The organism is Streptomyces iakyrus, assembly GCF_000717055.1.
Taxonomy (GTDB): domain Bacteria; phylum Actinomycetota; class Actinomycetes; order Streptomycetales; family Streptomycetaceae; genus Streptomyces; species Streptomyces iakyrus.
Genome location: NZ_JNXI01000010.1, coordinates 227761 through 243153, shown reverse-complemented (window position 1 = coordinate 243153; position 15393 = coordinate 227761). Strand labels below are relative to the sequence as shown.

Annotated in this window: 18 protein-coding genes; 10 read left to right on the top strand and 8 right to left on the bottom strand. The window is 70.4% G+C overall.

The features are described from left to right. Positions 1-589 precede the first annotated feature (589 nt). The 7 genes from OO68_RS17795 to OO68_RS17765 all read left to right on the top strand — a co-directional run bounded on the left by OO68_RS17795 (position 590) and on the right by OO68_RS17765 (position 6948). Positions 590-1015 (top strand): hypothetical protein, encoded by a 426-nt coding sequence (locus tag OO68_RS17795; RefSeq protein ID WP_033309315.1) that lies wholly within the window; start codon positions 590-592, stop codon positions 1013-1015. Positions 1016-1121: 106 nt separating this feature from the next. Further along, on the top strand, positions 1122-1343 hold the full coding sequence (locus OO68_RS17790; protein WP_033309314.1) for a hypothetical protein: 222 nt from the start codon (positions 1122-1124) through the stop codon (positions 1341-1343). A 203-nt stretch (positions 1344-1546) separates the two neighbouring features. Beyond that, on the top strand, positions 1547-1936 hold the full coding sequence (locus OO68_RS17785) for a hypothetical protein (protein ID WP_157852734.1): 390 nt from the start codon (positions 1547-1549) through the stop codon (positions 1934-1936). Between the two features lie 177 nt (positions 1937-2113). Next, entirely contained in the window at positions 2114-2722 is a 609-nt protein-coding gene (locus OO68_RS17780; protein WP_033309312.1) for a carbonic anhydrase, read from the top strand. A gap of 83 nt (positions 2723-2805) precedes the next feature. Then, entirely contained in the window at positions 2806-4278 is a 1473-nt protein-coding gene (locus OO68_RS17775; protein ID WP_078625356.1) for a SulP family inorganic anion transporter, read from the top strand. A gap of 149 nt (positions 4279-4427) precedes the next feature. Next, entirely contained in the window at positions 4428-4934 is a 507-nt protein-coding gene (locus OO68_RS17770; RefSeq protein WP_051814697.1) for a hypothetical protein, read from the top strand. A gap of 58 nt (positions 4935-4992) precedes the next feature. Further along, positions 4993-6948 carry a copper resistance CopC/CopD family protein gene (locus OO68_RS17765; RefSeq protein ID WP_245237027.1) on the top strand — a complete coding sequence of 652 codons (1956 nt, stop codon included), beginning with the start codon at positions 4993-4995 and terminating at the stop codon, positions 6946-6948. 96 nt (positions 6949-7044) lie between these two features. Here the strand turns inward: OO68_RS17765 and OO68_RS17760 are convergent, their stop codons facing one another. Then, positions 7045-7677 carry a CbtA family protein gene (locus OO68_RS17760; protein ID WP_078625355.1) on the bottom strand — a complete coding sequence of 211 codons (633 nt, stop codon included), beginning with the start codon at positions 7675-7677 and terminating at the stop codon, positions 7045-7047. Positions 7678-7860: 183 nt separating this feature from the next. Here OO68_RS17760 and OO68_RS42325 point away from each other — a divergent pair, with 183 nt between their 5' ends. From OO68_RS42325 to OO68_RS17750, 3 genes are all read left to right on the top strand, one after another. Then, positions 7861-8751 (top strand): aminotransferase class V-fold PLP-dependent enzyme, encoded by an 891-nt coding sequence (locus tag OO68_RS42325; protein ID WP_209442592.1) that lies wholly within the window; start codon positions 7861-7863, stop codon positions 8749-8751. Then, entirely contained in the window at positions 8712-8996 is a 285-nt protein-coding gene (locus tag OO68_RS47160) for an aminotransferase class V-fold PLP-dependent enzyme (protein ID WP_209442591.1), read from the top strand. The genes OO68_RS42325 and OO68_RS47160 overlap by 40 nt, the downstream gene beginning before the upstream one ends. A 79-nt stretch (positions 8997-9075) precedes the next feature. Then, on the top strand, positions 9076-9309 hold the full coding sequence (locus tag OO68_RS17750) for a hypothetical protein (protein WP_033309310.1): 234 nt from the start codon (positions 9076-9078) through the stop codon (positions 9307-9309). 125 nt (positions 9310-9434) lie between these two features. On the opposite strand, the gene OO68_RS17745 is transcribed toward OO68_RS17750, so the two are convergent. From OO68_RS17745 to OO68_RS43120, 7 genes are all read right to left on the bottom strand, one after another. Continuing rightward, positions 9435-10178: a DUF1775 domain-containing protein gene (locus tag OO68_RS17745; RefSeq protein WP_033309309.1), complete on the bottom strand. Its 744-nt coding sequence runs from the start codon at positions 10176-10178 to the stop codon at positions 9435-9437. Beyond that, complete coding sequence (locus OO68_RS17740) at positions 10115-10909, bottom strand: hypothetical protein (protein WP_157852733.1); 795 nt, start codon at positions 10907-10909, stop codon at positions 10115-10117. The genes OO68_RS17745 and OO68_RS17740 overlap by 64 nt, the downstream gene beginning before the upstream one ends. 78 nt (positions 10910-10987) lie before the next feature. Next, positions 10988-11443: a DUF3093 domain-containing protein gene (locus OO68_RS17735; RefSeq protein ID WP_033309308.1), complete on the bottom strand. Its 456-nt coding sequence runs from the start codon at positions 11441-11443 to the stop codon at positions 10988-10990. A 42-nt stretch (positions 11444-11485) separates the two neighbouring features. Then, positions 11486-12052 (bottom strand): carbonic anhydrase, encoded by a 567-nt coding sequence (locus tag OO68_RS17730; protein WP_033309307.1) that lies wholly within the window; start codon positions 12050-12052, stop codon positions 11486-11488. 21 nt (positions 12053-12073) lie between these two features. After that, positions 12074-12742 (bottom strand): DsbA family protein, encoded by a 669-nt coding sequence (locus OO68_RS17725; RefSeq protein ID WP_033309306.1) that lies wholly within the window; start codon positions 12740-12742, stop codon positions 12074-12076. Then, on the bottom strand, positions 12739-14778 hold the full coding sequence (locus tag OO68_RS17720) for a bifunctional copper resistance protein CopD/cytochrome c oxidase assembly protein (protein WP_033309305.1): 2040 nt from the start codon (positions 14776-14778) through the stop codon (positions 12739-12741). The genes OO68_RS17725 and OO68_RS17720 overlap by 4 nt, the downstream gene beginning before the upstream one ends. Continuing rightward, complete coding sequence (locus OO68_RS43120; RefSeq protein WP_051814695.1) at positions 14768-15367, bottom strand: copper resistance CopC family protein; 600 nt, start codon at positions 15365-15367, stop codon at positions 14768-14770. Before OO68_RS43120 ends, OO68_RS17720 begins: the two co-directional genes overlap by 11 nt. Positions 15368-15393: the final 26 nt, after the last annotated feature.

The following is a 15393-nucleotide window of genomic DNA, read 5'->3' as shown; positions in this document are numbered from 1 at the left end:
GTGGGCGAGCGGGGCGTAGGCGGCCACGTTGTCGGGGTTGTTGTACTGGTCGGGGCACCAGGCGTCCGGGTGGAGGGCGAGGAGTTCCTCGACGCGGTGCGGGTGCCGTTCGTGGCTGCGGCTCAGGGAGCGATCAGGTCCTCCACCGGTCGGCTCGGACGGTGGAACGCGGGTCACGGAAGCAGTGAGGATGGCATCGGCTCGTGCCGCCCCGGTCGGCGCCGGTCCGTGGGCACAGGCCAGGAGGTGCACCAGCGCCGCCAGCAACACCACGAGCGCCGCCCCGGTCCGTGACACGGAGCGGCCACCGCGGAGTACCGACCCGACCGTCATGGATACCGACAGTAAGAGATCGTGTACCTAAAGTTCATGTGAAGGGCTGCCAATCGGCGGCCGACTGAAGGCGTCGCCACGCCCCTGGAACGCTGGAGTGCCGCGCCGCGCCGGTTCTGGAGAGGTCGGCGAGACCGGCACGACAATGTGCCACCGATCACCGAATCGGGTGAATCCGGGCCTCTGAAGGCCCTCTTCGCCGTGCCATGGGCGGCCAGCCGGGGTTCTCTGGCAGCACGAGAACGAGGAGATCCGGATGCGGCAGCCCTCCAGCAACGCCAGACCCGCGGCACGCCGCGGCCTGGGCGCTGCCGTGCTCCTCGCTCTCCTGGCTCTGCTCCATGCGAGCTTCAGTCCCGGTACGGTGCATGTGTCCGCCCTCGACCTCGACGGCTGCCTGCAGCGACACCTCGCCGCCACGGCGGCACAGCCCTGCGACGCGGCACCCGTCGCCGCACTCACCGCGGTAGGCGCGGACGGCCATCACGACGGCGACGCCGCACAGTCCTGCGACGCGTCGGCGTACGGGCCGCGTCAGGTCGCGGATCTGTCCAACGACCTTGCTGCGACCGACGCCGCTCCCGGCACCGGGGCTGCCCGGTCGGCCTTCGGCGCCGTCTCCGGTGTCGCGTCCTCCGTCGCCCCCGGCACCCCGTCCGGCTCGCTCGTCCTGCGCTGCTGAGAGGCCCCGGCCGCCCGCCCACTCGAGTCCCGCCGCTCCGGCCGCCGGGACGTGGGCGCGGCCTGCGGGTCTCCCTCTTCGACCTCAGCACCGCAGGAGTTCCGTCATGCCCATGGACGTCTACGCCGCCGTCGGCGCGCTCGTACGCGCCGAGCTCGCCCGAACGTACACCCAGTCGACGCACCCGCCGACACAGGAAGCCGCAGCCCGCAACGAGATCGTCATGCCGAAGCCATCGGCCGTAGCGGCCTCGCCTGTGCCTACCCGGCGGCGCCTGCGCAGGCGGGCCGCCGCGGTTCTGCGCCGCCTCACCGCCGTCTGCGGATAGCGGCGCCCTGCCGCTCGGCCCTCACCGGCTCCCTACATCCGGCAAGCTCCATCGAACCGGGTGATTGCTGCTGCAACGAGCGTGCCGGTGTTGCTCATGTCACCTTTTCTACCCGGGAGTTCAGCATGTCCAAGGGATGCAGGCCGGTAACGTTTTGGCTTCGGTACGAGCGATACATCGGGGGTCCAGTGGTGATGCGGCGCATGGCGGCAGCGGTCGTGCTGCTGGCTGCTGCCGTCCTGCTGCACTTCGGTACGCCCCACTACTCCTCGGCCACTTCGATCGTGTTGTCCGCCGTGGCACCCGCAATCGAATCGGAGTCCCGGAAGCCGCAAGGCTCCGCGTCCGCCATGTCGCATGTCGGCGCCGGCGCGCAGCATCACCAGGCGGAGGCCGAGGCTCTCGCTCTGCCGCCGCGGACGGGGCACCCCGTCGAGACCCCGTCGCTCGCCGCCGACGCGACCGCGGACCAGACGATCACATCCCTCGGCGCGGTGTCCGGCCCGGCGCATCCCCGTACCGCGCGAGACGTCTGGAACCCGGGCGGCGGACTCGCGCCTACCCCTAGCACCCTGCAGACCTTCCGCTGCTGATCGGCAGCGTGCTGCGCGCACCCTTCCCACGTCCGGTACGCACCACCAACGCTGCCGGCCGAGCGTCCAACCGACGACTCGCCACGGCTCGTTGACGCCTACCCGGACGGGCGCTGCACGCACTCTTCGCGCCCTTTCGTCCTGAGAGCCCCACGAAGAGTCACGAGGCCGATATTCATGCACACCCTCATCGAGAACGCCCGCGAGTTCCCACAGAAGATCGCCGACCAGCAGGAAGAGTTCAGGCGGCTGGCCCGGGGCCAGCGACCTCAGGCTATGTTCATTTCCTGCTCCGACTCCCGCGTCATCCCCGCCATGTTCACCGGCGCCCGCCCCGGTGACCTGTTCGAGCTGCGCACCGCGGGCAACATCGTCCCGGCCTACCGGGGGCAGGTCGCGTGCGGTGTCGCCGGCTCCCTTGAATTCGCCGTACAGGCCCTGGGGGTGCCCGACATCGTCGTGTGCGGCCACTCGCACTGCGGGGCCGTACAAGGGCTGATGCGCGAGCAGAACGTCCAGACCATGCCGCTCGTACGACGTTGGCTGTCCCGGGCCGGGCACCGCGCCAAGGCCGACGAGCCGTGGCAGACCCAGGGGCTGGGCGAGGACCCGACGCAGGTGACCCAGCAGCACGTGCTCACCCAGCTCGACCACCTGCGCAGCTATCCGTTCATCGCCCGGCGCCTGTCGTCGGGGCGGCTGCGGCTGCACGGCTGGTACTACACGGTCGAGACCGGTGAAGTCCTCTTCGCCGTGCCCGGCACCCGCGGCTTCAAGCCCCTGTGACCCGACCGGAACTCGGCCCCGCACACACCCGTCCGCTCCGGTCGCTCCTCACGCGACGTTCCTTCCCCCACAGAGAGAACGCCATGACCTCACCTCTTTCCTCCCTCCGGTCCGCTCTGCGTACCGACTTCACCTCGTCCCTGGTCGTCTTCCTCGTCGCCGTTCCGCTGTGCGTGGGCGTCGCGGTCGCCTCCGGCGTTCCGGCCGAACTCGGTCTGATCACCGGCATCGTCGGCGGCCTGGTCACCGGGCTGCTGCCCGGCAGCAGCCTCCAGGTCAGCGGGCCCGCCGCCGGTCTGACCGTGCTCGTCTTCACAGCCGTCCAGGACCACGGCCTTCCCGCCCTCGGCGTGATCGTCCTGGCCTCCGGGCTGCTTCAACTCGCCCTTGGTGCACTGCGGTTGGGCCGCCTCTTCCGTGCGATCTCGCTGTCCGTGGTGCACGGCATGCTGGCCGGCATCGGCCTCGTCCTGATCGCCGGACAGATCTACGCGCTCGCCGACCACAAGGCGCCCGGCAGCGGCACCGCGAACATCGCCGGACTGCCCGGCCTCGCCATCGACGTCCTGCTCTCGGACCCGGCCCTGATCGCCGTCGCCATCGGCGCCGCAACCATCGCCACCATGACGCTGTGGAAGAAGCTGCCCGGCAAGGCCCAGCTGCTGCCCGGCCCGCTCGTCGCGGTCGGCGCCGCGACCCTCGCCACCGCCGTCTTCGACCTTCCCATCGCCCGCGTCGAGGTCAGCGGCCTGGCGAAGGCGATCCAGCCTCCCGGCGGAAGCGACTTCGCCCAACTGGCGGAGGTCGGACTGCTGACCACCATCATCGCGTTCACCCTGATCGCCTCCGCCGAGTCGCTGTTCAGCGCCGCCGCGGTGGACCGGCTGCACGACGGCCCGAAGACCGACTACGACAAGGAGCTGATGGCCCAGGGCGTGGGCAACGCCGTCTGCGGGCTGCTCGGAGCTCTGCCGATGACCGCGGTGATCGTGCGCAGCGCCGCCAACGTCCAGGCGGGCGCCCGCACCAAGGTCTCCCGCGTACTGCACGGCGTGTGGCTGCTGGTGTTCGCCGTGCTGCTGCCCGGCGCCCTCGGCCTGATCCCGACCGCCGCGCTGGCCGGAGTGCTCATCCACGCCGGCTTCAAGCTGCTGCCTGTCAAGGAACTGGGGCCGCTGTGGCGCGACCACAGGGGCGAGGCCGTCGTCTTGGTGATCACGGCAGGGGCCATCCTCGTCACCAACATGTTCGAGGGAGTCCTGATCGGACTGCTGCTCGCGGTGGTGAAGACCGCCTGGGAGACGTCGCACGTCCACATCGACGTCGACGACACGGGTGCGGGCGCCGTGCGGGTGAGCATTCGCGGCCACGCCACGTTCCTACGCCTGCCACGCATCCTGGACACCCTGGAGCAGCTGCCGGCCGACCGGCCCATCGAGCTGAACCTCGCCGGGCTGCGCCACCTCGACCACGCCTGCATGAGCGCCCTGCAGCACTGGGCGGACCAGCACAACGCACACACCGTTCAGCCCGAGCGCACCCGCGCCTCGGCATGAGCCACCGGTCCGTGGGGCGGTGTTCCGCCGCCCCACGGGCCTTCGGTCACATACGGGGTGAACGGCCACGGGCGTTCACCCGTACCCCTTGTCGTACACCTGGCCGCCGGCGCGGGCAGGAACAGCCAGTACCGGATACGGAGAGGCACGTGCCACAGCAGCCGCAGCGAGGACACACCGGCCGAGACCTGCCCACTGCCCGCCTGATACGCGGCGTCGCACTCGCCGCAAGCCTGGCCGTCCTTCCTCTGGCCACGGCCTGCAGCGGCGGCGGCAAAGACGACGCGTCGGCGAGCAGCAAGCCGACGAAGGTACCTGTCTCACCAGCGGCCCAGTTTGTGGCCCCGGCGAAGGTGGAGGTGATCGCCAACCTGACCGGCTGCAAACCCAAGATCCGCATCGACGCGGACGAACTGCGCCAGGGCCTCTGCCACACCCCGAAGGTCGACTACCTCATCACCACCTTCCCCGAGGAGAAGTACAAGCAGACCTGGCTGGACTCCGCCGCAATCTACGGGGGCAAGTACCTGGTCGGCACGCGCTGGATCGTCAGCGCGAAAGAGCCGAAGATGCTGGGAACATTCCAGGCCAAGCTCGGCGGGACCATTCAGCAACTGCGGGGCATAGGCCCGACCCCGGCTCCGAACGCGTCGTAGCGGCAGCAGCCCCGATCCCCCACCATCGCGTACGAACCACCCACCTGGAGGCTGCTTCATGCCCACGGCACCGCGCCGGACCAGGACACCGCTGACCGCCCTGTTCATGGTCGGCGCCGTGCTCGCCCTCCTCCTCGGCGGCGCCGGAACCGCCTCCGCCCACGCCGTCATCACCAGGTCCGACCCGGCGGACGTCTCCGTCCTCAAGACCGCCCCCAAGCAGGTCACGCTCACCTTCAACGAATCCGTCAGCCTCGCCGACGGCTCCCTGCGTGTCCTGTCCCCCAAGAACCTGCGGGTCGACCGAGGGACCGTCGCGCACGCGGCCGGGAAGACGAACACCGCCCGCGTGACGCTGGCCGGCAAGTTGCCCGAGGGCACCTACACGGTGTCCTGGCGGGTCGTCTCCTCGGACGGCCACCCGATCTCCGGCGCGTTCACCTTCTCCATCGGCCAGCCCTCCACCACAACCGCCCCGGTGCCGGCCGAGTCCCGGGCCGACACCGCCACCTCCCGTCCGTACGGCGTCTTCCGCTACGTCGCCTACGGCGGGCTCGCCCTGCTCATCGGCGTCGCCCTGTTCGCCCTCGTCTGCTGGCCGGCCGGCGCGAGCCTTCGCCCGCTGCGTCGGCTGGTGCTGACCGGCTGGGCGGCGCTGTTCGCCTCCACCGTCGTCCTGTTGCTGCTGCGGGGCCCGTACGAGACCGGCAAGGGTCTCAGCGCGGTGTTCGACCTGTCGCTCCTGGGCCGGACACTCACAGGCAGAAGCGGGTGGGCCCTGGGTGCACGGCTGTTGCTGCTCCTCGCGGCGGGCATCCTCCTGGCGCGGTTCGCGAGTCGGCTGCGCCGCGAAGCCGACAAGACGCCGCGCGATCCGGCCACCGCACCCACAACCGATCAGCCTGCCATGCAACCGCAGTTCGGCGTCGGCGTACGGGCCGTGGGCGCGCTTTTCGCCGTGGGACTTGCCCTCACCTGGGCAGCCGCCGAGCACGCCTCCGCCGGTCTCCAGGTCCCGCTGGCGATCCCCGTCTCCGTGCTGCACCTGCTCGCCATGGCGGTCTGGCTGGGCGGTCTGATCGCGCTGGTGGTCGCCCTGTTCCGGGCCCCCGCCGACACGATGATCCCGCCGACGGCCATCGCGCGCTTCTCCCGGCTGGCTTTCGCCGCGGTCGCCGTCCTGGTCACCACCGGCCTCTACCAGTCCTGGCGGCAGATCGGCTCTCTCGAAGCCCTGTCCACCACCGAGTACGGCAGGCTCCTCGTCTTGAAGTCGATCGCCGTGGTCGTGGTGCTGACCGTGGCGGCCTTCTCCCGCCAGTGGACCGCGCAGCTGATCCAGGAGCAGCCGCAGAAGGAAAGCGTTCCCGCGGCCGAGCCCCAGCGGGTACGCGTCGCGCAGACCGTCGGCGTCGGAGCCTCCTCAAGCGGCGACATCACCGAGGGCTCGGACAGTACTGCCGGGCCGCCCGCTCCGCGCGATCCGGCCGACGACCCTGGCCCGTCAGACTTCGACCGCCACCGGCGCGGCCTGCGCCGGTCGGTCGCCGTCGAGGCCGTGCTCGGCGTCGTCGTCCTGGCGATCACCACGATGCTCACCGGCACCCAGCCCAGCCGCGCGGCCGCGCAGAGCGCCGCCGCACTGGCCGAAGCCCAGGAACCCACCGCGCAGGTGGCGGTGATCCCCTTCGACGTCGGCACACCGAAGGGCAACGGCAGGGTGCAGATCACCTTCGCACCCGGGCGCGTGGGCGACAACACGGTGGAGGCCCTGGTGTACGACTCCGGCGGATTCGTAGCCGCCGTCCCCGAACTCCGTCTCACGCTCACTCAGCAGGCCCAGCGGATCGGCCCGCTGGATGCGAAACTCGCCGACCGAGGGGGTTATTGGTCCACTGACCGCTTGCGGCTTCCGCTGCCCGGTACCTGGACCCTGCGCGTCACCGTACGCATCACCGACATTGACCAGGTCACAGTCAGCCAGGACGTAACCATCAAGCCGTCACCGATCTGATCGCCCGACCACACGGCCGCTCCCCTCCGAGTCCACAGAAACGGTGGGACCCGCCGGGCGCGCCCCCGGCAGATCCCACCGCATGTGCCCGATGGTTCAGGCCGCCAATGTGGAGACCCGGCCGCGCGCAGACTGCGGTTCCGGGACGCGTTCGGCCAGGTAGCCGAACAGCAGCCCGAACGCAGCCCACAGCACGGCCTGGACGCCGATGGAAGCCAGGCGGAACTCCCACAGGTCAGTGGCCGGGAAGCCCTGGGGGGTGTTCTCCCCGGAGGGCAGGAAGACCATCGCCACCGCCACGGCCGCGACGAAGGCTCCGGCAGCGGCAATGGAGGCGTTCCAGTTTCCCCACGCCGGGGCCAGCCTGCGGCTCAGCAGCACCGCGGCGACTCCGAGCAGCACACTCAGCGCGATCATCCCGACGAACAGGATGGTGCGCTTGTCGAGGGTGTCGGGGTTGCCGACGGCGGGCGGGTTCGCCGGGTACTTGAGAATCGGGGTCAGATAGACCAGGACGAAGCCCGCGAGCGCGGTCAGCGCCGCCGTCGCCCGCGCACCGAACCGGCCGATGCGGCCCAGCGCAAAGCAGAACGCCAGCGCCGCGATGCCGCCGATGGCGACGCCGAAGACGAGCACGCCCAGCGCAGTAATTCCTCTGCTACTTTCCGCGATGACTGTCCAGTGTCGGTTTGCGTCGAAGCTGTCGGCGTGCACCGTATCGGTGCCCATGGAGGTTCTGTGGCCCTTTCCCGACGTCACCTGATCGCTGGGCTCGGCACAGCCGCCGCGCCAGTCGCAGCGCCAGGGGGCGGGCCTCCACCGGCCTCAGAGAGCCTGAGCAGTCCGACTGTGGGGCCTGCGGCGGCCGCTCGGGATGAACAGTTCTGGCAGTCGGTCGCCCGTCGGTACCGGGTGAGCGAAGAGTTCGTCAACCTGGAGAACGGCTACTACGGGATCATGCCGGAACCCGTACGTCGGGCGCATGCCCAGAACGTGGACCACCTCAACGCGCTCAACTCGCGTCTGCTGCGTACCACTTACAAGACGCAGGCCGACCATGTCCGGGCCCGGATCGCCGCCGTCGCGGGCGTCTCCAAGGAGGAGATCGCACTGACCCGCGGAGGCACTGAGGCGTTGCAGCTGCTCATCGCCGGCTACCGTCGCCTGCGCCGGGGGGATGCCGTGATGTACGCCGACCTCGATTACTACAGCATGCAGTACGCCATGAACTGGCTGCGGGACCGTCGGGGCGTCGACGTGGTGCGGATCGCGATCCCCGAGCCGGCGTCCCGGCAGGCGGTCCTCGACACCTACGCCAAGGCCCTGCGCGACCACCCAAGAGTCCAACTGCTGCTGCTCAGCCACATGAACAACCGCACCGGTCTGGTCCTGCCCGTCCACGAGATCACCGAGCTCGCCCGCTCCCACGGTGTGGACGTGATCGTCGATGCGGCGCATTCGTGGGGCCAGCTGGACTTCACCATTCCCGACCTGGAGGCCGACTTCGCCGGATTCTCCCTGCACAAGTGGATGGGTGCGCCACTCGGCGTGGGCTTCCTCTACATTCGAGGCGACCGGCTCACGGACATCAACCCTGCCTTCGCCGACGAGACCTACCCGGCGGACGACATCCGCTCGCGGGTCCATGCCGGGACCTGCGACGTGGCACCCGTTCTGTCGGTGCCGACGGCGCTGGACTTCCACCGGCATCTTGGCGGAAACCCCGTGAAGCAGGCACGGCTGCGGTACCTGGCGACCGATGGGTGGAGCGGGCGCGGGACATCGGCAACCTGGAGCTGCTGACCCCCGACGATCCCTCGATGTACGGCGCGATCACCTCGTTCCGGGTGGCCGGTCGGACCTCGGAGGCCGACAACACCGCGATCGTGCAGTACCTGTTCGACCGATACCGGATCTTCACCATCCGTCGCGGAGGTCCGGTCAAGGGCGACTGCGTGCGGGTCACTCCCGCGCTGTTCACCCTCCCCGAGCACACGGACAGGTTCGCGGTGGCGCTGCGGGACGTCGCTCGGCGCTTCCGCACTTGACCGCACCAGCAGGCCGCTGGACGCCGATGCGTGGGGACGACGCGGGGCAACGTGTCGAACCCCTGTCCTGCCTGCGGGGTTGTGGCCTGGTGGTCGCCACCCCGGCGGGTCGGCGGATCAGCACCAGCTGGCCGACCTCAAACTCGCCCAGGCGCTCGCCGACCTCGCCGCGCTGGTGCTGATCGTCGACCACTCGCAGGGACAGGATCCGGTGCCGGACCCCGTCATCTCCTGCTGCCCGATCGGCGAGATCAAGAAGCTCGCCGTATCCACCGACGCGGCGAGCACAGGACCGCGGGCACAAGATCGCTGACCTGTGCTGCGGCGGCGAGCCGCCAACATCGCCACGGCGTCCGTGCCCCGACCGCCCATGCCGGTCCCGCGTCCCGTCTGTGGGGGCGGAGTCGGCTCCGCCCCCACAGACACGTCACCCGACGGTCAGCTCTGTGACGAGGCGCCGCGCCGCTTCACCAGCCACCACGCGCCGCCGCCCACGACCAGCAGCGCCACTACCACCCCACCGATGACCAGGCCCGCAGAGCTGTCCTCGTCCTCCTCGGCGGCCTTGGTGTCAGTTCCGGAACCGGCGGCCTCGGCAGGCGACTCGGTGGCCGACCGAGTCGGGCTGGGGGTCGCGCTTTCCGTAGGTGTGGGGCTCGGACTGGGACTGATCGGCTTGGCACCCGGGGCCGCGGCCTTCAACTCCAGTACGGGCGCGGGCTGTTCGGGCTCCGCGCCGCCGCTGGGCAGTTCGATCCAACGGGAGATCTTGCCGTCGCTGTAGACCTCGACGGTCTTGAACGCGATCTCCTTGGCGTCCGGGAGCTGCCGGAGCTTGATCTTGTGCTCGGCGTCGACGCCGGCCTTCATGGACGGCCCGCCGACGGTGTACCCGTCGTCGGTGGCCTTCAGTTTCCAGCCTTTGGGGGCCTCTTCGAGCGTCACGTCAACGGGCGCGATGCCCTCGGGCAGCACGACGCGCAGTTCGGTGAAGCCCGCCGAGGCGGACTCGGCCTCGGAGACGAAGCTGAGGGTGACGTTCTCGGCGAGAGCCTGGGCCTTGTCGGCCTCGACCTCGGCGTGCGCGGCGGCCGGTGCGGCTAGGGCGAGCGTGGCTGTCAGCGCGGCGGCACTGGCAAGCGCAACACGGCGGCCGGCACGGGCCACTGGGTGCAGGGACATGGACACAGGGGAACTCCTTGCTGATACGGGAAGAGCCGGTCCCGTGGGTTACCAGGACCGGTGACGGAAGGGAGGTGCTCCCGCCGCGGTGGTCCCCTGCGCACCACCGCATGCTCCAGTACGTCATCCCATGCCGGTGGCGCCACCTCGAACGAGGCGCCCAGCCGTCGGCCGGGCAGCTCCAACACCATCCGGCCGGTGCCAGAGACCGGTCGCGGCAATACCTGAGCCAGGGCCTCGACGGCTGCCCTGGCGAGCGTGGCCAGCGTGCCCAGTGCGGCCGTGATCCGTGCGTCCGCCCGGTGCAGCAGCCAGGCCACGACCAGCGCGGCCACCACGTGGACGGTCGTCATCGCCGTCCCGGCATGGTGCCAGGCGTGACCGTCCCCGGCCGCACCGGTGCCGTGTCCGGCGTGCATCGCATGCCCCGCCATGCCCGTCGGCATGTCGCCGTCCGCGTACGACAACGCGAGATGCAACGCGCCCTGCATCACCAGCGTGCACGCGACGGTCGCGGCCGGCATGTAGCGGCGGCGTGCCAGCGGCCAGACCGCCGTGAACTGGGCGACCATCACCGCGCCCACCAGTCTCCAGGGCACCGCGCCTTCGGCGACCGCGTGGTGGCCGAAGGCCGCGAGCACGGTGCCGAGCACGGCGAACAGGCCGGCCCGCGCGCAGGTTCCCGCGCGGCTGGCCCGGCCTGCTGGGGCACGTACCTGGTGCCCGGTCACGTGATCACGCGGCACGGTCGCCCATCATTCCCTACCGGTTGGCGTCCGTCCCGGAAACAGCCGTACGTCGCCGCACGGTCAGGCTCGCGTGCCGAGCGCCTCGGCGAGCCGGTCCGGTGTCCGGGTGGCGAGGTAGAGGTAGGGGGTGGGGTCGTCGGGGTCGATGACCTCGACGCGTACCGCGGTGGTGATGAAGCTGCGCATGACCATGAAGGCCCGCAGATCGGCCTTGTACGTCCGCCACGCCCGCGCCTCCTCGCCCTCGAGGACCTCCGGCTGCCCCAGCGCGGTCAGCGGGATGCGGGCATCCGCCACAAACAGCGTGTCGTTGGTGACCCGGATCCGCGCCGAGCCCTGCGAGCTGACGTACATCCCGGCCAGACAGGTGCCGATGGTCAGGGCGATGAGAGCGGCGATGGGCCCGTAGGGAAAGAAGACCAAGGCCAGGGAAAGGCCGAAGAGAACGGCGATGGCCCACCAGGTTCGGGGAGGGGTCAGACGTTCGTCGTAGAGGAGTCGGCTGGTGGGGGTCACGGGCGTTCACCTTGTCGTATACGGCGGATGCGGTGGGGTTGTTCACAGGGGCAGGAAGGTGCTGGCGCGGGGGTGGTGGGCCAGGGTCGCGCCGGTTTCGATCTCGTGGAACCAGGCGTGCAGGCGCAACGACCGGTCGGCCAGCCGGGGCACGACGCACGGGTAGTTGCTGAGCGCATCGACCTGCGCCAGCACGTGCCAGTGCCCGGCGGCCGTGAGGTCTCCGGTCAGCGGGGCCGCATCGTCGCCGGACTCGGTGATGCCGGACACGGCGAGGTTGTCGTGCATCTCAGACGTGACGACGTCGCAGTGGGAGTGGCCGCAGACGATGATGTCCGAGACGCCCAGGTCGTTGACCGCGTACTCGATCGTTCTGGATTCGCCGGTCGGTGTCGTCGCGTCGTAGGGCGGTATCACCCCTCCGTACGTGCGCAGTTCGAACAGGTCTCCGGGCTGGGCGACGGTGAGCAGGGCGGGTACGAGGCGGGCGTCGGAGCAGGCGATGAACATCGCCCGCGGGCGGTGGTATCGGGCGAGGCCGCCCAGGTGCAGGGCCTGGGCGGCCGCGCGGGCGCGGAAGACGCGTGCCTGGTCGATCAGGTACTGCATGGTGTGGCCTCCCCGCTCACGTCAGTCGGCCAGCTTGTCGTCGATGAGTGCCTTGAACGCCTTGTAGGAGCTGGGGTTGGTGATCCTTTCTCCGTCGAGGAAGAAGGTCGGGGTGCCCTGGACGCCCAGGCCGAGGCCGTCGCGCTGGTCGTCCTGGATGCGTCCGGCCGTCTCCGGATCCGTGAAGTCGGCGTCGAACTTCTTCATGTCCAGGCCGAGTTCCTTGGCGTAGCCGCGGAAGACGGACTCCTTCCACTCCTGCGACTCGCCCCACTCCTTCTGGGTGGTGAAGAGCTTGCTGTACATCTCCTCGAACTTGCCCTGGCGAGCGGCGGCTTCGGCGGCACGTGCAGCCGGCTCGGCGTTGCGGTGGCCGGGCATCGGGAAGTAGCGGGCGACGAACGTGACCCGGCCGCCGTACTCCTCGCGCAGCTGCTCCACGACCGGGAAGTACGCCCCGCACGCCTCGCACTCGAAGTCGAGGAACTCGACGATCGTGAGCTCGCTGTTCTTCGGCTCGGTCAGACGGTGGCTGGACTCGCGCACGGGCAGTGCCTCGACTGCCGGCTGCACATCCAGGCCGCCGCTTCCCCGGCTGTCGGGGGACAACAACAGGTAGGAACCGAAGGCGGCGGCAAACCCGGCCACGAGTACGGCGGCGACGATCAATTGCTTCTTCAGCTTGCTCATGATTCCTCGGTAGTACGGGAGTTGGTGGGACGCCGGTCACGGGCGTGCAGGCTCGCCAGGTAGGCGTTGTAGGCGGCGAGCGGGTCGTTGCCGTCGCCGCGGTCGATCTGCCGGTCGACGCGGCGGGCCTCGCGCTGGTCGGAGCGGACCCACTGAATGGCCAGGATGATCGTGGTGATCAGGACGGGGATGTCACCGGTGGCCCAGGCGATCGCGCCGGCGTTGTACTGGTCGTCCATCGCATACTCGACCCAGGGGCGGTCCAGCAGCGACCACCAGCCCTCGCCGATCAGCGCGGTGGAGCTCATCAGCGAGATGCTGAACCAGGAGTGGAACGGCATCGTCAGGATGAGGACGAAGAGGCGGCCCAGGTGGGGTGGTCGGCGCGGGCCCGGGTCGATGCCGATGACGACCCAGAAGAACAACAGCCCCACGGCCAGGAAGTGCACCAGCATGAACATGTGGCCCAGATGGCTGCGCATCAGGGTCTCGAAGAGCGAGCTGTAGTAGACGACGAAGGCGCTGCCGATGAACAGCAGGCTGGCCACCACCGGGTTGGAGATGACCTTCACGTAGCGGCTGTGCAGCAGCTTCATCAGCATCTCGCGCGGCCCGTCCGGTGAGCCCTTGGGCGCGGCGGGCAGGGCCCGCAGCGCGAGGGTGGCGGGGGCGCCCAGCACCAGCAGGATCGGCACCGTCATCGCGAGGATCATGTGCTGGCCCATGTGCACGCTGAAGAGCACCTTGCCGTACACCGCGAGCCCGCTCATCGTGGCCAGCACGGTCACCGCCAGGCCGAGCAGCCACGAAATCGTCCGCCCGATCGGCCACTTGTCGCCTCGGGCGCGCAGCTTCCGCACGCCTGCCAGGTACAGCAGCGCGGCAGCGGCCGTACCGAAGGCGAACAGCGGGTCGAAGTGCCACTGGGTGAACAGCGGCGTCCACGGGAAGTCGCCGAGTGCCGGCGGCATGGCGAAGCCCAGCAGTTCCTCGGTGGGCGAGAGCGAGGCGTCGCCGGCGCCGGGGGCGGGGGTGCGCGACAGGCCGACGGCGAGACCGATGGCCGCCGCCATGAGCAGCAGTTCACCGGCGGCGAGCCGCACGAATCCCCGCCACCGGCCGTCCTGGAGGGCGGGCAGCGTGCGACGGCGATGCCACCATCCGATGCCGCCCAGAGCGGCGAGTGCCACCGTCTTAGCGAGGATCATCAGCCCGTACCGGCTGGTGAACACATCTGCCAGGGACGGGAGTCGGACCGCGGCGTTCACGAGGCCGCTGGCCGCGACCGCGAGCAGCGCCCCGGCGGCGAGCGGGCTGAAGCGTCGCACGGCGTCCGCCGCCTGCTCCTCCCGTCGCGCGGCCACGATCAGGACGAAGACCAGTCCACCGACCCAGACCGCGACGCCGAGCAGGTGCAGGGCGAGGCTGGTGACGGCGGCGTCGTGGTTGCCCGCCGCCGAGGAGTGCCCGGTGAAGGTGGGCGGCAGCAGCCCGGCGAGTGCGACGACAAGTGCCAGGCGGGCCCAGCGGGCCGTGCCGATGCCCACGCAGAGCGTCGCGATCAGGCCCGCGGCGCCCGCCATCAGCGCGTACGAGCGTCCCTGGGCATCCGTGGTGACGAAGTCCGCCAACACCGCAGGGGAGACGATCTCCGCGACCGGCTGGGCGAACAGGTCCGACAGCGTGAACACCAGCGCCGCGGCCGATGCCGCGGCCCACAGCGCGGCAGCCGCGGCGGCCCAGTTCAGGTAGCGCAGTTGGGCGGTGCCGAGCTTCTTGCCGCCCGGCAGCAGGGCGACGACCAGCAGCAGCGCGCCGACGGTGGCCACGGCGGCCGCGTCCGCCACCGTGCGGGCCACCGGCAGACCCCACGCGGTCACGGCGCCCGCATCCTCGATGCCGGGGATCCGCACCGCCGCGCCACCACCGGCCCACACACCGGCCACGGTCACGGCGACAGCGACACCGGCCGCCGTGATCAGCACGAGGGGCAGCCGAGGCAACCGCCCGGTCTTGGTGGCGGTCTCAGCGGCCATGACCGGCTCGCCTCCGCCGTGCCACGTACGCGCCGACTGCCGCCACGATCAGGGCCAGCACGCCGCCGACGATGGCGGTGACGCGGGTGCCGGATGACTCGCCACCGGCCTCGTCGGCCTCGGCCTGACGGGCAGCACGCGGCGACGGGGCGTCGGCCGACTCCGCCGTACTCGGCGACGGGCCAGCGCTGTTGGTCTCCTTGACAGTGAACGTGTAAGAGCCTGAGACCGGGTGGCCATCGGCGGAGACCACCCGGTACCCCACGGTATATCGGCCGGCCGACGACGCGGTATCGAGCGGCAGGGTGACGGTCTTGCCCTCGACCTGTGGGACGCCGGTGGCGGCCGACTCGCCGTCCGGTCCGGTGACGGCGACCTTGGCGTACTTCTGGGTCATCGTGTCGCTGAAGGTCAGCGTGGCCTGCGGAGGGAGACCGGCGAGTGTGGTGTTCGCGCCCGGGCTGCCGGTGTCGAGTTCGGTGTGGGCTGCGGCCCGAGGTGCGGAGACGGCCAGGACAGCCAAGACCGCGGTGGGTACGACGAGGCTGCGTGCCGTCCGTACGGCGGCACGCCGATGGATGACGTTCATGGTGCGGGACTCTCTGTGTCCCCCGG

Bases quoted from the DNA above. Each gene is read 5' to 3' on its own strand.
- OO68_RS17760 (WP_078625355.1), bottom strand. From the start codon at position 7,677: ATGGGCACCGATACGGTGCACGCCGACAGCTTCGACGCAAACCGACAC.
- OO68_RS17720 (WP_033309305.1), bottom strand. From the start codon at position 14,778: ATGGCCGCTGAGACCGCCACCAAGACCGGGCGGTTGCCTCGGCTGCCC.
- OO68_RS17785 (WP_157852734.1), top strand. From the start codon at position 1,547: ATGGCGGCAGCGGTCGTGCTGCTGGCTGCTGCCGTCCTGCTGCACTTC.
- OO68_RS17730 (WP_033309307.1), bottom strand. From the start codon at position 12,052: ATGCAGTACCTGATCGACCAGGCACGCGTCTTCCGCGCCCGCGCGGCC.
- OO68_RS17795 (WP_033309315.1), top strand. From the start codon at position 590: ATGCGGCAGCCCTCCAGCAACGCCAGACCCGCGGCACGCCGCGGCCTG.
- OO68_RS17790 (WP_033309314.1), top strand. From the start codon at position 1,122: ATGCCCATGGACGTCTACGCCGCCGTCGGCGCGCTCGTACGCGCCGAG.
- OO68_RS17780 (WP_033309312.1), top strand. From the start codon at position 2,114: ATGCACACCCTCATCGAGAACGCCCGCGAGTTCCCACAGAAGATCGCC.
- OO68_RS17775 (WP_078625356.1), top strand. From the start codon at position 2,806: ATGACCTCACCTCTTTCCTCCCTCCGGTCCGCTCTGCGTACCGACTTC.
- OO68_RS17745 (WP_033309309.1), bottom strand. From the start codon at position 10,178: ATGTCCCTGCACCCAGTGGCCCGTGCCGGCCGCCGTGTTGCGCTTGCC.
- OO68_RS43120 (WP_051814695.1), bottom strand. From the start codon at position 15,367: ATGAACGTCATCCATCGGCGTGCCGCCGTACGGACGGCACGCAGCCTC.
- OO68_RS17765 (WP_245237027.1), top strand. From the start codon at position 4,993: ATGCCCACGGCACCGCGCCGGACCAGGACACCGCTGACCGCCCTGTTC.
- OO68_RS17725 (WP_033309306.1), bottom strand. From the start codon at position 12,742: ATGAGCAAGCTGAAGAAGCAATTGATCGTCGCCGCCGTACTCGTGGCC.